Raw genomic sequence first — 16,827 nt, 5'->3', positions numbered from 1 at the left:
CGTGTCGCTACCTGCGTTAAAAAATTTTAATTTACGATTATAAGGATGCAGGAGCAATTGCTGAGAACAACGAAATAGCCAATTTTTTGCCTAGCTAGCAAAACGTTTTTCCAGCCACAATATAGATTACTTAATTAAACGTTTGGTATAAAAACGGCACTTACAATTTAAGCAGTGGTTTTATAAAATCTAAAAAAGCCATTATACGCGACGATACAGCACTGTTTTTGTAATACACCGCTTGCACAATTTCGCGGTTGTTTGGCGTGCTGATACTCCCTGGCAGTATTTCTATTAGCTTGCCTGATTTTAAATCACCACCAATCATAAAGTGCGAAAGCAGCGCCACCCCTTGGTTTGCCAAGCATAGCTGGCGTACAGTCTCGCCGCTACTGGCGGTTAAGCCAAAATTTAAAGCTGTGGGCGATTTTAGCGGCCAGTTATTAAGTTTGGGCGAGTCGGTAAAACCAATGAGTTTATGCTGGTTTAAGTCGCTGGTGTGCGAAATAGTCGGTGTATGTTTAAGGTAACTAGGGCTTGCAACTAAATGCAATTTACTTACGCCGAGCTTTTTTGCATGTAGGTTAGAGTCTTTTAACTCACCTATACGAATTGCTAAGTCGGTTTTATGTTCGAGCAAGTCAATAATGCTGTCGTGGGAGGTTATATCAAGCGTAATGTGGGGGTATTGCTTATTAAATTCAGCAATTAAAGGTACCAATTGGTGCAGTACAAAGGGGCTTGCTGCATCAATACGTAATTTGCCACTAGGGGCTTGTTTTAAAAGCTTTATTGCTTCTTCGCCGGTTTGTAAAGTGTTTAAGCCATCGCGAGCATATTTAATAAAGGTATGGCCCTCTTCGGTTAGTTCTAATCGGCGAGTGGTCCTATTTAGTAATGTACATTGTAACGTGTTTTCAAGGCGAGACACGGCCCGCGACACTTTTGCTACTTGCTGATCAAGCAAATTAGCTGCTGCTGAAAAACTTCCGCTATCTACTACCGTTAAAAACATTTCTAAGTCTTCGGTTTTTGCATGCTGAGCCATACGTGAGCACCTTACTTTTGCATTAATTACAAAAGTATTTTGTCACTAATGCTATTTTTTGCAAACACATTTTTAGTCAAACTGTAAGTCTTAACTAATAATGAGGATTTAATTATGCCATTGGCTTTGTGGGCGCTCACCTTAAGCGCATTTGCAATAGGAACAACCGAGTTCGTAATAGTGGGATTAGTGCCTACTATTGCAAACGATTTAGGCGTAAGCCTACCTTCAGCTGGTTTGCTAGTTAGTTTATATGCAGTAGGGGTTGCCATTGGTGCACCAGTACTGACCGCACTAACTGGGCGTTGGAACCGTAAAATTGTACTAATAAGCTTAATGGGCTTATTTGTTTTAGGTAACTTACTTGCATGGCAAGCGCCTAGTTACGAAACATTAATACTAGCGCGTATTTTAACAGGCTTGGCTCACGGGGTGTTTTTCTCAATTGGCTCAATGATTGCCACAAGCTTAGTAAGTAAAGATAAAGAAGCCAGTGCTATTGCTATTATGTTTACCGGACTTACTGTAGCGCTAGTGACGGGTGTGCCACTAGGCACTTGGATTGGCCAACACTTTGGCTGGCGAGCAACGTTTTTAGTGGTGTCGGTACTGGGTTTAATCGCTTTAATTGGCAGCGCTATTTTAGTACCAAAAAACTTAAAACAGTCTATTCCGGCAACGTTTAAAGAGCAGCTTCAGGTTATTGTTAAGCCGCGCTTATTACTCGTATATTTAATGACAATTTTAGGTTACGGCGGCACGTTCACTGCGTTTACTTACTTAGCACCTATTTTAGAGCAAGAAACAGGTTTTGCTCCTTCAGCGATTGGTTTAATCATGCTGGTTTACGGTGTATCGGTAGCCATTGGTAATATTTGGGGTGGAAAACTGGCTGATAAACGCGGCCCAATTAGCGCACTGAGTATTATATTTAGCGCGCTGACAATTATTTTATTGGCTTTTACCTTTACGATGGAGTCAAAAGTAGCGGCCGTACTGACTATTCTAGTATGGGGTGCATTTGCGTTTGGTAACGTACCGGGTTTACAGCTTTATGTTGTAAAGCAGGCGCAAAAGCACACTCCTAATGCAGTAGATGTCGCATCGGGCTTAAACATAGCGGCGTTTAATATTGGTATCGCACTGGGCTCAATTATTGGTGGCAGTGTAGTAGAGGGCATGTCACTTCAAGATACCGCTTGGATTGGCGCAGCAATTTGTGCTCTAGCATTAGTAGTAACTCGTTACAGTGGCATGCTTGATAAGCGAGAAGTCAAACAAGCATAAAGTATTCTGTTAAGGTTGAAACTTAAATTTATGACCTCATTACCTGTATTGAGGTCATAAATTTTTAGGTGACAACACAAAAGAAGTAAAAGGTGTATTTCGTAAAACTTTAAACAGTTTGTATTTTTAACCGATTATTTTATAAGGACAGAGCCATGACACAACGTGTAATAGAAATGCCAGATTTAGGCATGGGAACATTCCGTTTAGAAGGCGATACCGCCTACAATTCAGTAAAAATGGCGTTAGAAGTGGGGTTTCGTCACATTGATACTGCGCAAATTTATGGTAACGAAGAGCAAGTAGGCCAAGCCATAAAAGATAGTAACATTCCGCGCAGCGAAATATTTTTAACCACCAAAGTGTGGAACAACAAGCTTAACAAAACTGACTTTATTGCCAGCGTTGAAAAGTCACTTGAGAAATTACAAGTAGACTCTGTCGATCTACTGCTTATTCATTGGCCTGCGCCTTCAAATGATGAGCCAATGAGTGAGTACCTAACGGAGCTTTTAAAAGCTAAGCAGCTTGGTTTAACAAAACATATTGGCGTATCTAATTTTACTATTGCCAACTTAAACGAAGCAATGCAAACACTTGATTCGCGTGAAATATTTACTAACCAAGTTGAGGTGCATCCGTATTTAACCAATACTAAGCTACGCGCTTTTTGTGCCCAACACGACATTCACGTTACAGCGTATATGCCATTTGTAGTTGGTAAAGTACTAAAAGATCAAACTATTATTGATATTGCTAATAAGCATGAGGCATCGCCAGCGCAAGTAGTTATTGCATGGATTAATGCCAACGGCATGACCACTATTCCATCGTCAACTAAGCGTAAAAACTTAGAAGATAACTTTAATGACCATGTTAAATTAGACGCTGAAGACATTGCTCGTATTGACGGACTTGATTGTGGCGACCGCCAAGCAACGCCAGATTTTGCGCCGCAGTGGGATCAGTAATAAAATACGCAAAACAACATTAGGTGTAGCAAAGCTGCACCTTTATTTTTTTAAAAGGACTCCGTATGTTAACGGTAATTGCCACTATAGCGAGCAAAAATATCGACGCAGAGGTTGTTTTAACTGCGCTCGAAAATCTGCAAAAGTATTCACGTCAAGAAGTGGGTTGTTTGCGTTACGAGTTGTCGGTTAAACGAGACTCAGACAATACCGAGTACCTTGTAAGTGAGCAGTGGGCGTCGCAAGAACACTTTGAAGCTCATAAACAAGAGCCTCACTACAAAGCATTTGGTACCCAAGTTACCGGGCTTGTAACAAGCAGTAATATTGATGTGTACAACACCATCGGCTAGTAAAAGCACTCTTATTAGTTAATGAGTAAAATACAGTGGCGGCGTAAACTTACATCGCCATTTGCGTTACTTAGTCTTTTAAATACCCACCTCGTATTAAAACCTCAGCCATTTTATTTAATCGATAAATCGTACTTTAAAATAAGTGCATCTATGTAACGGGCACGTAATGTGTGTTGTTTTTCGTGATCGGCACCGTGGCCTAATGCTTTATTGAGTAATTTCATCGCGGGGTGAAGCTGCGTACGCTCTTGTTGATTTAAACTTCCTTTAGTGCGCAATTCAGTAATATCGTCTACCAGCAAGCGGCCTATATCCACACATACTATTTCGTCAATTAAACCGTTTTGTGTCAGTACGCCGTATTTGCTGCATAAAAACTGTTGCCACACTTGCTGTAAATGCTCGTCTATTTCGCAGCCAAATAATTCTTCATTAAAACTAAAACCTTGCTGGGCAAGTTTACTTAGGCTTGCCATGTACTGCTGCGCAAAGTAATTAAAGGCATTGCTTGAGGATTCAATTTTTTGTTTTATTAGCCCTTGCCCCCAATTTACACAGCCGCGCGGGTAATAGTCATCGTACTCTTCACATTCATACAAACCAGAGTACGAGCTGCAACTTAATTGGCTTTTTATACAATAACTTGGTTTAGGGAAAATACTTTGCTGCTGCCATGTATCTAGTTGCTCGGCATCAATATTTAAAGCATGGCAAAGCTCATCGGTGTTATAAAAATGAGTGGCTAAGTAGTCAGATAAACGCATAATGGCTCGCTTAAAGTTAAAAACACAAACACTGTTTAAATGTACAGTGCTTGTATTTTGTATTATCAAACTAAATAACACAAGCCATTTTACGTTTATTATTCGCTTAGGCCTGCAAAAATGCGTGCAAGTATGTTACAAATAGCGCAAGTTTTATAAATAATGAATTTTTATGCGCACCCTAGAACAAATTAAACAAGCAAGCTTAATTACCGCCATTAAAACCCCATACTTAGCCAATGGTGAAATAGATTTAGCAAAGTACGATGAACTCGTTGAAATACAAATTGCAGCGGGGGTAGATGGCATTGTGGTTGGTGGTACAACCGGCGAAGGCCAGCTAATGAACTGGGAAGAGCATTTAATGCTTATCGCGCACAGTGCAAATAAATATGGCGATAAGCTGGTGATTGTAGGGAATACGGGGAGCAATAATACCCGCGAAGCTATTAAAGCCACTAAGTATGGCTTTGCAAGTGGTATGCATGCCGCGCTGCAAATTAACCCATATTATGGCCGCACTTCTATTGCTGGTGTTAACGAGCACTTTAAACGTGTACTCGATATAGGCCCTGCGTTTATTTACAACGTAGCAGGGCGCACAGGGCAAGATTTAACCCCTGATATTATTGAGCCATTAGCAAAACACCCTAATTTAATTGGTGTAAAAGAATGTGGTGGTAACGAGCGTATTGCCCATTACGAACAGCAAGGCATTGCGTGTTGGTCAGGTAACGATGACGAAGCACACGATGCACGCCACACGCACAATGCACACGGTGTTATATCGGTCACATCTAATCTTATACCTGGATTGTTCCGCCAGTTAATGGATACTAAAAATGATGCCTTAAATACCTCATTACAACCTTTAATGAACTGGCTATTCTGCGAGCCAAACCCGATTGCAATAAACACCGCAATGATGATGACAGGCGCGGTAAATCCCGTATTTAGATTACCGTATGTGCCACTGAGCGATGAGCAACAAGCACAAGGAGTAGAGCTTATCAATGCTTTATCAATCAGCGACTTTGTTGGAAAAACAGCAAAACCGTTACTGCAAGACTATTCAATAATTGGCTAATGAATAAACAGTGAGTATGAAAAAGTCACCTTGGGTGACTTTTTTCGTTCTTAAGATAAGGCTTTTTACTTAAAGACTTTTAAGCAATAGCGTTTAATAGCAATTTACTTAATTTTGCCTCTTGCTCTGCGACTTGCTCTAACTTATTTGCTATCTCGTTTAGGTTGATATCGCTACGCTTTTTGCAGTATTTTACTGCTAACATTGCAAACTCACGCCATAAGTCACCAAGTTCAGTTGTATGCTCTGCACATTCCTTTAATGCTGGGGTATTGGTTTTCTCGCTGGCTTGCTCTAAAAAGCTGGCGTACATAAACCTAAAACCGGCACCACCAGTGCCAATTTCTTCTTGCATCCGTACTATGTGCGCTAAGTAAAGCCGTGCAAATTTAGCTGGCTTTTTATCAAGCATACGTATTTGCTTTGCCATGTGGCGAATGCCTTTCAGGCCAAAGTAAGGTAGCACTAAGCCATTCATCATCTTAGCGGTTTTTTTAATTGCAGGCCTTATTACTGGGGCTAAGTCACATTGGCTTGGCGCTGAGCGAATCACATACATTAAGCCTTTTGCAGCTAATGCACCTTTGGCAAAGCGGGCATTTTTTAAATCATCGTATGCGCAGGTCACAGGGTTCTCAAAAACCGGATCGCTGATCAAATAATCACCTTGCTCTGTTTTACCATAGACCACCAAATTATGGGCATTAAAGTGAAAGCGCATATCCTCAGGGAAGTAGGGTAACCAATAAACAGAGCTTTGCAGACCCACTAAATTGCCCTTTGCAAGCTCGTTATCAAGTGCTTGCATACCAGCTTCTGGACTTGAAAACTTGCGGCTTTCTAATTCAATATTTAACTTTTTACATACCTTTTTGATGATGGTTTTTGGTGGCATGCGGTAGGCGATTAATGGCATACCACTAATTTTAACAAAAGGTAAATAAGCAAAAGTAAGCGCCGATGCAAGCCCAAATGCCATAGGCTCACTCATGTCTATGCCTTTGCTCTGCAATAGCGTAGTAACTACGCCAGTTTCGCAATGCGAAGATTGCTGGTGGTTTATTGGTAAAATAATATCAGGCATGAAAGTATCTATTGTGAGGGCAAAGTCAGCAATGCTTCGCGGCTAATTTTTAAGGTGTCGCAGTAGCGATTAAGTTTCTTATCAGACAATTTTGCAAACACCGCTGGGCGTAAATGACGTTTAATTTGCCATTGAAAAAAACCGCTGGCGCCAGCGAGTGTGGGAATATCGAAGCGCCTAGCTAACATATGATAAGCTAATGGCGACACTTCACCACGTTGCGCTTGTGCTAGGGCTTCGTTGGTTTGCTCGTTTAAATCGTCAACAGCCATTTGGGTGGCAAAACTTTCCACTTCCCAACCCGATGATTTTACGCCTTCGTAATGGCCGCGCTCATCCACGGCGTAAACAAGTTTGTTTTGACCTTGATAGGTTTTGCTGTTGTCTTGGGGCACATCATGTTTTTTCACAGGCGACTCACATTATTTGTTAATCACGGTTAACTGCATAAAAGCACTAGAAAAACGGCCGCTTTCAGGCACATAACACAATAGTGTTTGTCCTTCAGTTAATTGACCTGATTTAAACAGTTCATCAAGCATAATAAAGATAGACGCAGAGCCAGTATTGCCCTTTTTCGTTAAATTTGTGAACCATTTATCGTACGGAATTTGGAAGTCTATATTACAAAGGCCATCGAATAATCGCTCACGAAAGTAACCCGAAGAATAATGCGGCAGGAAAAAGTCGTAATCACAGGCTTTAATGCCTCGCTTTTGAACTATCTTGCTCAGTGCGTCTTCTACGGTGTATTTTACAATATTTTCATTTAACAGTTTTACGTCTTGTTTTACTGATAAAATAGAGTGCTGTTCGCGCTCTTGTGAATCAAAACGTGTCCAACTTTTTAGCTTACCGTTAACTTTTTCAGCACCGGCGTACATGCATGCCTCGAGTTGATCAGCATACGAAGTGACATCAATCCAGTCTATACGTAAAGACAAGCCGTGGTCGTTGGCTTTGTTACTTAATAATGCAGCACCAGCACCGTCAGAAAGCATCCAACGTAAAAAATCTTTTTCAAAGGCGATTTCAGGCTTTTGGTTTAGCATTGCAACTTTATGTTCGCTCTCAGCATTAAAATTACGCGAATGCATGACATTTGAAGCAAGCTCACTGGCTACCACTGCACTGTGCTGGCTTTCGCCTGCTTTTACATTTAAATAAGCGTATTTAAGTGCGGTGATTCCGCATAAACAAATACCGGCGGTTGAGATGACCTCAAGGCTAGGGTTTTTAAGCTCGCCATGAACCATCACACCGTGATTAGGCATGATTTGGTCAGCCATTGACGTACTTGCTACTAAGCAATCAAGTTGTTCAAGTTGTGTGCCTAGCTTATTAAACAAACCACGCACTGCATCCGCAGCCAATGACGCATTGGTGTAGTTGTATTCACCAGTTTCGGGGTCAATGGCGTAGTATCTGGTTTTTATCTGGTTGCTTCGTAATATAACGGGTTTTGCGCGGGAGCGTTGTCCGCCAACCTCACCTAAAACGACTTCCATTTCTTTATTGCTTACAGGACTATTGGGTAAGACAGCGTGTAAGTTATTTATATATACAGCATTTTCCATAACGGACGGTTACTCTCCAGATGGCTCAGCAAAATAGGCTTTTTGCTTGGCTATTCTTTTTCTAGTTAAGGGGGCAATTAATTTTTTTATGAGTGCTGTTATTGGCACAACAGTAATGATTAAGGTCAGCAAAAATAACACATAGATCAATAGCCCACAACTTCGGCGCGTTGAATGCATCGGGCCAAGTGTAGCTAAAATTTTACTCCATATTTTAAAGCTATGTTGGCCTACACGTTCGCTGGCTATAAACTTTTCGTTCACCTTGACTGCGCCTAGTCCTTTAAGCACGGGTTTATCTAATGTGTGCCCGGGCTCTAAGGTTAATAAGGCTTTTTTGATAGCAACGCCAAAACGACTTGCTGCGGTTATTTCGTGCAGTGCTACACCCGCTGCTGGCACCCAAGATACTGATTTCTTTTTCCCAGAAAACATCCAAAGTGGTGTGGCTAAAAAGCTAAAACCGGTGCCGCATTCATCACTTAGTACCACATTATCAATGAGCTTAGCGTTTACATTACTCAATAGTTGTTTCATTTTCTCTTGCGCGCTTAGCCACATACCACGACAACCTATTACAGTAATAACAGGTTTGTTATTGAGTAGCTTAATCGCTTGTTCAGACTGCATAAACGAAGATATAGGTAACGAAGGTGATAAAAACCATACTTGGTAGGTTAAAATAACCAGGTCGTAGTCATCATGGGCAGACTCTATAAGGTCCATTGGCTGCGGAACCATTTTCACGCATTCGGGAAAGATATGGAAAAAGGTTAAAAAGGGCCAAGGGAAAGGATAAGGCTTACTTGGTTTTAAATTAAGATAGTCGACAATTATATCTTCACTGCCTTGAATCGGTGAGACGATAGAGTCTGCTATTTGAGTGAGTTGACCCGTTTGTGAGTAGTGAATAACGAGAACTTTACGCATCCTTTAACCTTTTGTAACTTCCTAAAAGTCCGTTATTATACCTAGATATAGGTACTCAAGCCATAGAAAGGAGCGTATAGGCATGAAAAAATTCATTGGATTATTAGCCATCAGCTTAATGATGAGCCAAAGTTTCGCGAAGGAGCGACACACACTTAAGCTCTCGTTTGCCAAATTTAAACAGGTCACTGGCACGGTGCATTATCAAATTCTTGATTGCAGTAATGTGGCTTTAAGCTGGCAAGAGTTACCTAATCTAGTCACGCAAGAAGTAGTCGTTTCAGCCAGCTCATTGGAGCAGTCAACTTCACTGCAGGCAGGCAGCTATTGTGTTCGATTTTTTCAGGATTTAAATGGCAATGGTGAGCTAGACTTAGCCGCCAGTTCGATACCCAAAGAACCTGTTGGCTTTTCAAATAACCCAAATTTGATGTTTGGCCTGCCATCCCCTGAAGATGCTGTCTTTGAGTTTAGCCAAAATAGCGAGATTCAAATTAAAGTGAACAATAAAAAACGCCGCTAAAATGCGGCGTTGTTATTAAGTTTTGTAGACCTTATAACGTCTTCAGACCCTGTATTATTGTAGTTGTTTTTCTACTTCTATTAGGTCAACCGTACCTGCATGATAGTAAGGGCCTTTGCCTTCGATTTCGTCAGGACAATGCTTGCGCACTGCGCGGATAGGACTATTTTCTTCGGCATCTTCAATTAAGGCTTTATAGCGACCGTTTTTATCTGTTGCTAAGCCTTTACATACCCATGCGAGTGTATCGTATTGATGTTGTTGCCCCGTTTTGTAGTTTTGGGCAAAATATTCAGCCAGGGTGTCGCCAACTTGTTGCGAAGGAATACCACTTGTGGTGTATTTTTGCGCGAGCATTTTGATTTCAATTAAATTTCCTGAAGCAATATCAAACATTGCTTTATCATCACCAGTTAATGATGAACCGTTTGTAACAGGCGCTTTTTGTATGCTCTTTAAATCAATACTACCAACAACGTATTGGCTCGCATCAGTAGAAGGTAAGCTTTTTAGTGAGCGTTTCGCGTATTTACGAACTTTTTTATGAGCATCACTGTTTACAATGCTAGTGAGTAACTCTCGGTAACGTGGGTTACCTGTTTCACCTAGTGCGCGACACGCCCATGCAATGGTATCGAGTTGATAATCCGGTGCATGTAAATAGTTTTGTGCGACAAATTCGGCTAGTACATCTAACACTTGAGCATTGTTGGTATTATTAGCGACTATTGATTGTGCGGCTTTTTTTACTTCGGTTAAATCACCAGAAACTAAACGATCATAATCGCGCTGCTCTATTGTTGTCAGGGCAAATGCTGAGCTTGATAAGGTTGCTAATGTTAAGCCAATTATTAAAGGCTTGAATGAAAACATAACCATTCCTTGTTGGTATAGTAAAATAAAATTAATAAAAACAGAGTGTAAAAACGTTTTTATCTGTTAATTGAGTTTTATCATAATGCCGGTTTAGGTATTCAACAAGCCCTTATTTTTAATTTTGACTATAAAATGCACTGTTTAATATGCTGCGAAGAAAATTAGTGGGTAATTTTTGCAGTCATTATTAAAGCTTGCTACTCTAGCGCGGTTTTGTACCAGAGTTGTGTAGTTTGTATGTCATTCAGTCGATTATTTGCCCCTTATCATTTAGCTTTTACTACGCTGAAAAACCGCGTGGTAATGGGGTCTATGCATACAAATTTAGAAGAGCTACCAGATGGCTTTACTCGTCTCGCTGCTTTTTACGGTGAACGTGCACAGGGTGGGGTCGGTTTAATAATCACAGGGGGAATTTCTCCGAACCCCGAAGGCATACTGGCACCGAATAGAAGTGTACTTGATTGCCAAACTGGGGTGGCACAGCATAAGCTCATAACAGATGCCGTAAAACAACACGGTACTAAAATATGCATGCAAATACTTCACGCCGGTCGTTATGGCTATCAGCCTCAGCAAGTCGCGCCTTCGGCCATTCAGGCACCGATCAGTCCTTACATGCCAAAAGAATTAACCACCGCTGAAATAGAAAAACAAATTAATGATTTTGCGCAATGTGCAAAACTTGCTAAACAAGCAGGCTATGATGGCGTTGAGATCATGGGCTCAGAAGGTTATTTAATTAACCAGTTTATTGTTAAAGCGACCAATAAGCGCATTGATGAGTGGGGTGGGTGTTATGAAAATCGGATTCGTTTTGCGATTGAAATTGTAAAACATGTTCGCCAAGCCGTAGGCCCTGAATTTTTATTAGTATTTAGGTTATCATTACTGGATTTAGTAGCAGATGGCAGCACTTTTGCTGAGGTATTACAGCTTGCACATGCGCTTGAGGATGCTGGAGTCGATATGCTCAACTCAGGCATAGGCTGGCATGAGTCACGCGTGCCGACTATTGTAACCAGTGTTCCTAGGGCGCTATTTACGTCATTGAGCCAACGTTTAAAGGCGGCGGTTTCGGTGCCGGTGATCACCAGTAATCGTATCAACACCCCGGAAGTCGCAGAGCAATTATTAGCGGACGAACACGCTGACTTTATTTCCATGGCGCGACCATTTTTAGCTGACAGCCAATTTGTTACCAAAGCACATAACAACCAAAGTGCACAGATCAATACCTGTATAGCGTGTAATCAGGCTTGCCTCGATAATATTTTTGTTAATTTACCCGCTTCATGCATTGTTAATCCTCGCGCATGTAATGAAACCTTAATACTGACAGCTAAAGGTACACAAAGTAAACAGATAGCTATTATCGGGGGTGGGGCTGCGGGCATGGCCTGCGCTATTTATGCTGCTGAGCGAGGCCATAAAGTGAGCTTGTTTGAACAAAGCAACCAGCTAGGTGGGCAACTTTTATTAGCGGCAAATATTCCGGGTAAAGAAGAGTTTAAAGAAACATTACGGTATTTTAAAAATCGTTTATCTAGCCTTAATGTTAAAGTTTGCATGAATACACAAGCGGATACTGCAACCTTGGCTCAGTTTGATCATTGTGTTGTTGCTACTGGGGTGAAAGGCTATACACCTGATATTGTGGGAATTGACGACCCGAAAGTGATCAGCTACCAAGCAGTGTTAGATGGCAGTGTACCAATTAAAGGCAGTGTGGCAATTGTCGGCTCTGGTGGCATAGGTTTTGATGTTGCAAGTTTTATTACTGGTAATCAATCTGGACACAGTGTGCAACAATCTGCGCAGGGTTTTTCGAATCAGTGGGGCATTGATTTAACGGTGAATTCACCGGGTGGTGTGATAAATAAACAGCCGAAAGCCGACAGTGCTGATACAGCACCTAAAGTGTACTTATTACAGCGAAAATTACGAAAGCATGGGGCTGACTTGGGGAAAACCACAGGTTGGATCCACCGTGAACATTTAAAACATCAAGGTGTTAAGATGCTAGCTGCTGTAAATTACATTAAAATTGATCAACAAGGGTTACATATCAGCGTACGAAAAAGAGAGCGGATTTTGGCGGTTGACCATGTTGTGATTTGTAGTGGGCAAGAACCCGTATTACCTTGCAATCATCAGCAGCTAGATGAACTCTCTATTCCTGTAAGCTATATTGGTGGTGCATTAAAAGCCGAAAAACTAGATTTACAACGGGCTATTGGCGAGGCGTTTCACCTTGCGCAACGTTTATAATTAAAATAACAACAAGGACAGTAATCATGGCGCAGGATACCTTATGGCAAAAATAGCTCCTATCATGTTGGAATTGCAACAACTTAGCTTTGCTTACAAAGGTGCTGAACGGTTGACAGTTGATGCTGTCTCATTGCAGTTAAAACAAGGTACATGCACCGCTGTTTTAGGCCCAAATGGCGCAGGTAAATCGACATTAATTTCGTTAATGACTGGCTTGTTAGCCCCTGCTGCAGGACGGATAGAGTACCCGCATTATCAACAGTTAAGCCTAAAACAGGCAATAGCAAAAAAAGTGGCTTTAGTACCACAAGATTTTGCCTTTTATGAAGAGCTAACTGTGTATGATAATCTTGCCTTTTTTGTTGCAATAAGTGAAAAAAATCGCCGTTTACATGCTCAGTATATTGAATCCGCTATTGCTGCCTGCAATTTACAAGCGGTTACGAATAAACGAGCAAGTACACTTTCAGGTGGCTATAAACGGCGTTTAAATATCGCAATCGCATTGAGCAAACAACCTGATATTATATTTTTAGATGAGCCGACTGTGGGAATCGATCCGCTCTCTCGTGATGCCATTATTAGTTTGTTGCAGGATTTAAAAAAACAAGGAAAAACATTGATTTACACCTCGCATTTATTGTATGAAGTGGCGCAATTATGTGACGATGTAGTGTTTATAAAAGACGGTAAAGTTGTCGCTAACCAAGCTATTAACAGTGCTCAACTCACGCTTAACTTTACTACTAGAAACCGTTTATCTCAGATGCAGTTAGCGTTATTTACAGAGCAATTAACAGTGATTAGTGAGGCTCAGTATCAGTTGACTATTTCAGACACCAAGCTACTTGGCAGCCTTTTTAGCGCTTTAAGTCAGCTCAGTGATGAAATAAAGTCTGTTAATTTTTCTGATAACCAAATTAAGCAGCTTTATCGGGCGTTGTTTTCGGAGCAGGCATGTTAATTCACACACTGAAAAAAGAAGCGCGCTTAATTGCTAATGATTTGCACAGTTTAGCAGTATTATTGCTTATGCCTATCGTGTTCATGGTGATTATGACCATGGCAAGTAGTCAGTCACAACAAAGTATACAGCAGAGCTTGGTACTGTCAGTGGCGGGTGAAAATAATAGCCAACACAGCCTGGTTATTACTAAGTTACTGCAAGCACAAGGGTTTACCATTAGCGCTAATAAAAGCAGAACCGAGCAAGTCAGTCAGTTGATTATCAACCCGCAGTTTGATCAACAAATCCTTATGCGCCAAGGTACAAGCCAGTTACAACTTATTATAAGTGATGATCTTGCCCCACAAACACGTTTATTACTGCGAGAAAAAGTGAAAGCGTGTTTGGCACAACTGAAACTTTATTTATATATGCTCGAAACCGGTGATTTAGAAGCCGATGCCGTTATTGATGAGCAAATAAACGCAGTAATCACAGCATCTGATGTCAATTACTTACTTATTGATACCCCAGCAAAAGCGCTACACAACCCAGCATTAAATAGTATTCCTGCATGGTGGGTGTTTGGCGTGTATTTTATTGTGTTACCAGTCTCTTTAACTTTTATAAACGAGCGAAATAATGGCACCTTAGTGCGGTTAAAAACCTACCCTATTAGCATGGCGCGTTACTTTTATAATAAAGCATGTGCCTATACACTCGTAAGCTTAGTGCAAACAGCGTTATTAGCGTTAATAGGCTGCGTGGTGATCCCGTATTGTTTAGACTTACCGCTACTATCTCTAAACAGCTTGAGCTTGTCTGTGATTGCATTAATCAGTTTGAGTGTTGCGGCTATATCCTTTGCATTATTTTTAGCCAGTTTAGTATCAAGCTATGAGCAAGCTATTGTTGTTGGGGGAGGGGTGAATATCATTCTAGCGGCATTGAGTGGCTTTATGGTGCCGCTTGAGATCATGCCAAGCAACCTTGCAGCACTGGCAAATGGTTCGCCTATGTATTGGTCTGCACAAATTTTAAGGTTGATAATGGGCGAGACAATGACACACAGTTTTTGGCATTACAGCGTATTACTTTGGGGTTTTTCATTGTCATGCTTTAGTGCCGCTCTATGGATATTTAATAAAAAAATGAGGAATTTGACATGGAATTAGCCGAGCTAAAACTACAATTAAAGCAGCTGATTATTACCGAGTGTGACAAAGAAGATGATTTTGCCCCTGAAGACATTATCGACTCAGAGCCTTTATTTGGTAGTCAGTCACGCATAAATTTAGACTCATTAGACGCGTTGCAATTATCTTTAGTACTAAAGCAGCATTTTGGTATTAAAGTTGAGGGCTCGAAAGAAACTCGTAAGCATTTGCAGTCTATTGATACTATTGTTGATTTTATTGTTAGTGAGCGCGAAAAATAATGGCTTTACGCAGTGTCTATTTAAATGCCAGTGAAGTGATGTGTGCAGCGCTAGGCACTGAAACAAGCAATAAAGTACAGACTAACGAAAGTGAAGTAGTGGCGTTTAAATCATTTAGAGATGAAATAGACAACTGTCAATTTGGCGACATTTTAGCTTACTTTGATCAATTGTTATTACCGCTGTTTGCAAAACTTTCATTAACTGCTGAGGATCTTAAAACCACCTCTTTGTTTTTAGGTTCAACATCATTAGATATCAGTGCAGTTGATATTGGTGCCAGTGATGAACTTTGGCTCTCTACGACCAACAAAATAAATCGGGCTTTAGTTCAGCGTTATGGCCTTAATGATTTAGAATTTACTTTTAGTACGGCCTGTACCGCTAGCGCTAATGCATGTTTATACGCAACACGCTTAATTGCCCAAGGTAAAATAGACAATGCGCTAGTCATTGGCTGTGAGTTTTATAATCCTTTAACAGTCGAAGGGTTTAAGTCGCTAGATTTGATTAGTCAATCTGGCTTAGCTGCATTTGCTAAAGGGCGCTCCGGTCTGGTGTTAGGAGAAGGCCTTGCTGCATTGTACCTATCTGCAAACGCAGCTGAGCAGTGTCAGTTTAAGTTATTAGGTGGTGCTTCTGCGTGTGATACTTACAGTTTAACTATGACGCAAGAAGACGGCAGTCATATTGCGCAAGTGATCAGCGATGCGCTTAGCGATGCCGGTATTAGCGCTGGCGAGATTGATGTTGTTAAGGTTCATGGCACAGCAACGCTTGGTAACGATGAAGCAGAGTGCAACGCATTAACAAGGGTTTTTAACCAGCACCAACCACCTTTAATCGCTTTCAAGCCTTTTACAGGTCACACCTTGGGAGCGTGTGGTGTTATTGAAATAGCCTTGTACCAGCAATGTCAGCAACAACAAAATTACGCAGTGGCAAGTTATGCTCACGATAGCAATGAATTAATGTGGCCATTTTATGTAAAGCCAGACTTTACGCAGGTAAACACTGTGCTACTTAACTACTTTGGTTTTGGTGGCAATAACGCAGCGTTAGTGATGCAAAGGCATAAGGCTTAGATGATGAACGTACTTGCAAACTCATTAGTTAGTTTAGATAAATCACTGGATATAAAAGCACTGCGCCAGCAAATAAAACAAGAGACAGGCTTAACAGTTCGTAGAATGGATGTATTTACACTGATTGCCTTACTGGCCGTTTTTAGGGCAAAACAGGGCGTTGATTTAACCTCGCGGATTGGCTTGTACAGTTGCGCTGATTATTTTTCTAGTGATTTAATGCAATCTATGTTGCTTGACGTGCACAACCGTGAAGCTATTAAGCCGCTTAGCTTTGTTGCGAGTGTGGGCAATGCCGCTAATTATTACCTTGCCAGTGCTTATTCTATTACTGGGCCTAATCTATTTATTGGCTCAGATAAGTTAGGAATGGAAAAAAATCAATTGCTAGCGCAGGCTGATATCCAAAGTGGGATCATTGATATTGCTATCTTAGTAATGTGGCAAGAAGATGACAAAACACGGCAATGTTCAGTTAAAATTATAGAAAACGCAGATTTTTCCAGCGAACGTGATAAAGATTAGTGTGTTTCCCTTGAATCAAAACATGCACAACTGTAGAATCTAGCCTCTTTTTGTCA

18 protein-coding genes are annotated in these 16,827 nt (G+C 41.0%); 11 read left to right on the top strand and 7 right to left on the bottom strand.

The features are described 5' to 3' along the window. Positions 1-160 precede the first annotated feature (160 nt). The gene (locus tag MTF64_RS01855) at positions 161-1,048 is read right to left on the bottom strand and encodes a LysR family transcriptional regulator (RefSeq protein ID WP_248443500.1); all 888 of its coding nucleotides are present in this window, start codon (positions 1,046-1,048) and stop codon (positions 161-163) included. 114 nt (positions 1,049-1,162) lie between these two features. Between MTF64_RS01855 and MTF64_RS01850 the strand changes: the two genes are divergently transcribed. The 3 genes from MTF64_RS01850 (at position 1,163) to MTF64_RS01840 (ending at position 3,659) form a co-directional block, all read left to right on the top strand. Further along, positions 1,163-2,335 (top strand): MFS transporter, encoded by a 1,173-nt coding sequence (locus MTF64_RS01850; protein WP_004586485.1) that lies wholly within the window; start codon positions 1,163-1,165, stop codon positions 2,333-2,335. 155 nt (positions 2,336-2,490) lie between these two features. Continuing rightward, positions 2,491-3,306 carry a 2,5-didehydrogluconate reductase DkgB gene (dkgB, locus tag MTF64_RS01845; RefSeq protein ID WP_004586484.1) on the top strand — a complete coding sequence of 272 codons (816 nt, stop codon included), beginning with the start codon at positions 2,491-2,493 and terminating at the stop codon, positions 3,304-3,306. A gap of 65 nt (positions 3,307-3,371) precedes the next feature. Beyond that, positions 3,372-3,659, top strand: a complete 288-nt coding sequence (locus MTF64_RS01840) for a putative quinol monooxygenase (RefSeq protein ID WP_004586483.1) — start codon at positions 3,372-3,374, stop codon at positions 3,657-3,659. A gap of 113 nt (positions 3,660-3,772) precedes the next feature. Here MTF64_RS01840 and MTF64_RS01835 read toward each other — a convergent pair whose 3' ends face one another. Further along, the gene (locus tag MTF64_RS01835; protein WP_248450311.1) at positions 3,773-4,426 is read right to left on the bottom strand and encodes a DUF6058 family natural product biosynthesis protein; all 654 of its coding nucleotides are present in this window, start codon (positions 4,424-4,426) and stop codon (positions 3,773-3,775) included. 172 nt (positions 4,427-4,598) lie between these two features. Between MTF64_RS01835 and dapA the strand changes: the two genes are divergently transcribed. Continuing rightward, positions 4,599-5,513, top strand: coding sequence for a 4-hydroxy-tetrahydrodipicolinate synthase (gene dapA, locus MTF64_RS01830; protein ID WP_248450309.1), 915 nt, complete (start codon positions 4,599-4,601; stop codon positions 5,511-5,513). Between the two features lie 79 nt (positions 5,514-5,592). Here the strand turns inward: dapA and MTF64_RS01825 are convergent, their stop codons facing one another. From MTF64_RS01825 to MTF64_RS01810, 4 genes are read right to left on the bottom strand one after another with little or no spacing between them, the layout of a single operon-like run. After that, a complete protein-coding gene (locus MTF64_RS01825; RefSeq protein ID WP_248450307.1) occupies positions 5,593-6,597 on the bottom strand; it encodes a BtrH N-terminal domain-containing protein in 1,005 nt (334 codons plus the stop codon). Positions 6,598-6,605: 8 nt separating this feature from the next. Further along, complete coding sequence (locus MTF64_RS01820) at positions 6,606-7,007, bottom strand: hypothetical protein (protein WP_055019119.1); 402 nt, start codon at positions 7,005-7,007, stop codon at positions 6,606-6,608. A 12-nt stretch (positions 7,008-7,019) separates the two neighbouring features. Further along, positions 7,020-8,174 carry a beta-ketoacyl-ACP synthase III gene (locus tag MTF64_RS01815; protein WP_248450305.1) on the bottom strand — a complete coding sequence of 385 codons (1,155 nt, stop codon included), beginning with the start codon at positions 8,172-8,174 and terminating at the stop codon, positions 7,020-7,022. A 9-nt stretch (positions 8,175-8,183) separates the two neighbouring features. Further along, positions 8,184-9,104 (bottom strand): dialkylrecorsinol condensing enzyme, encoded by a 921-nt coding sequence (locus MTF64_RS01810; protein WP_248450304.1) that lies wholly within the window; start codon positions 9,102-9,104, stop codon positions 8,184-8,186. A gap of 82 nt (positions 9,105-9,186) precedes the next feature. Here MTF64_RS01810 and MTF64_RS01805 point away from each other — a divergent pair, with 82 nt between their 5' ends. After that, on the top strand, positions 9,187-9,627 hold the full coding sequence (locus MTF64_RS01805; RefSeq protein WP_248450303.1) for a DUF2141 domain-containing protein: 441 nt from the start codon (positions 9,187-9,189) through the stop codon (positions 9,625-9,627). 54 nt (positions 9,628-9,681) lie between these two features. Here MTF64_RS01805 and MTF64_RS01800 read toward each other — a convergent pair whose 3' ends face one another. Next, positions 9,682-10,500: a HEAT repeat domain-containing protein gene (locus tag MTF64_RS01800; RefSeq protein ID WP_248450302.1), complete on the bottom strand. Its 819-nt coding sequence runs from the start codon at positions 10,498-10,500 to the stop codon at positions 9,682-9,684. 240 nt (positions 10,501-10,740) lie between these two features. Here MTF64_RS01800 and MTF64_RS01795 point away from each other — a divergent pair, with 240 nt between their 5' ends. The 6 genes from MTF64_RS01795 to MTF64_RS01770 are packed head-to-tail and all read left to right on the top strand — an operon-like array spanning position 10,741 to position 16,771. Next, positions 10,741-12,774, top strand: a complete 2,034-nt coding sequence (locus MTF64_RS01795) for an NADPH-dependent 2,4-dienoyl-CoA reductase (protein ID WP_248450301.1) — start codon at positions 10,741-10,743, stop codon at positions 12,772-12,774. A gap of 43 nt (positions 12,775-12,817) precedes the next feature. Beyond that, positions 12,818-13,741, top strand: coding sequence for an ABC transporter ATP-binding protein (locus MTF64_RS01790; RefSeq protein ID WP_248450299.1), 924 nt, complete (start codon positions 12,818-12,820; stop codon positions 13,739-13,741). Next, the gene (locus MTF64_RS01785) at positions 13,735-14,898 is read left to right on the top strand and encodes an ABC transporter permease (RefSeq protein ID WP_248450298.1); all 1,164 of its coding nucleotides are present in this window, start codon (positions 13,735-13,737) and stop codon (positions 14,896-14,898) included. Before MTF64_RS01790 ends, MTF64_RS01785 begins: the two co-directional genes overlap by 7 nt. Then, entirely contained in the window at positions 14,889-15,161 is a 273-nt protein-coding gene (locus MTF64_RS01780) for a hypothetical protein (protein ID WP_055019111.1), read from the top strand. The genes MTF64_RS01785 and MTF64_RS01780 overlap by 10 nt, the downstream gene beginning before the upstream one ends. Next, positions 15,161-16,246 (top strand): beta-ketoacyl synthase N-terminal-like domain-containing protein, encoded by a 1,086-nt coding sequence (locus tag MTF64_RS01775; protein WP_248450296.1) that lies wholly within the window; start codon positions 15,161-15,163, stop codon positions 16,244-16,246. The genes MTF64_RS01780 and MTF64_RS01775 overlap by 1 nt, the downstream gene beginning before the upstream one ends. After that, positions 16,247-16,771 (top strand): hypothetical protein, encoded by a 525-nt coding sequence (locus tag MTF64_RS01770; protein WP_248450294.1) that lies wholly within the window; start codon positions 16,247-16,249, stop codon positions 16,769-16,771. Positions 16,772-16,827: the final 56 nt, after the last annotated feature.

This window comes from Pseudoalteromonas sp. 2CM41L (assembly GCF_023161905.1).
Lineage (GTDB): Bacteria > Pseudomonadota > Gammaproteobacteria > Enterobacterales > Alteromonadaceae > Pseudoalteromonas > Pseudoalteromonas atlantica.
The sequence above is the reverse complement of the archived record's forward strand: the minus strand, read 5'-3'. Positions and strand labels throughout refer to the sequence as shown.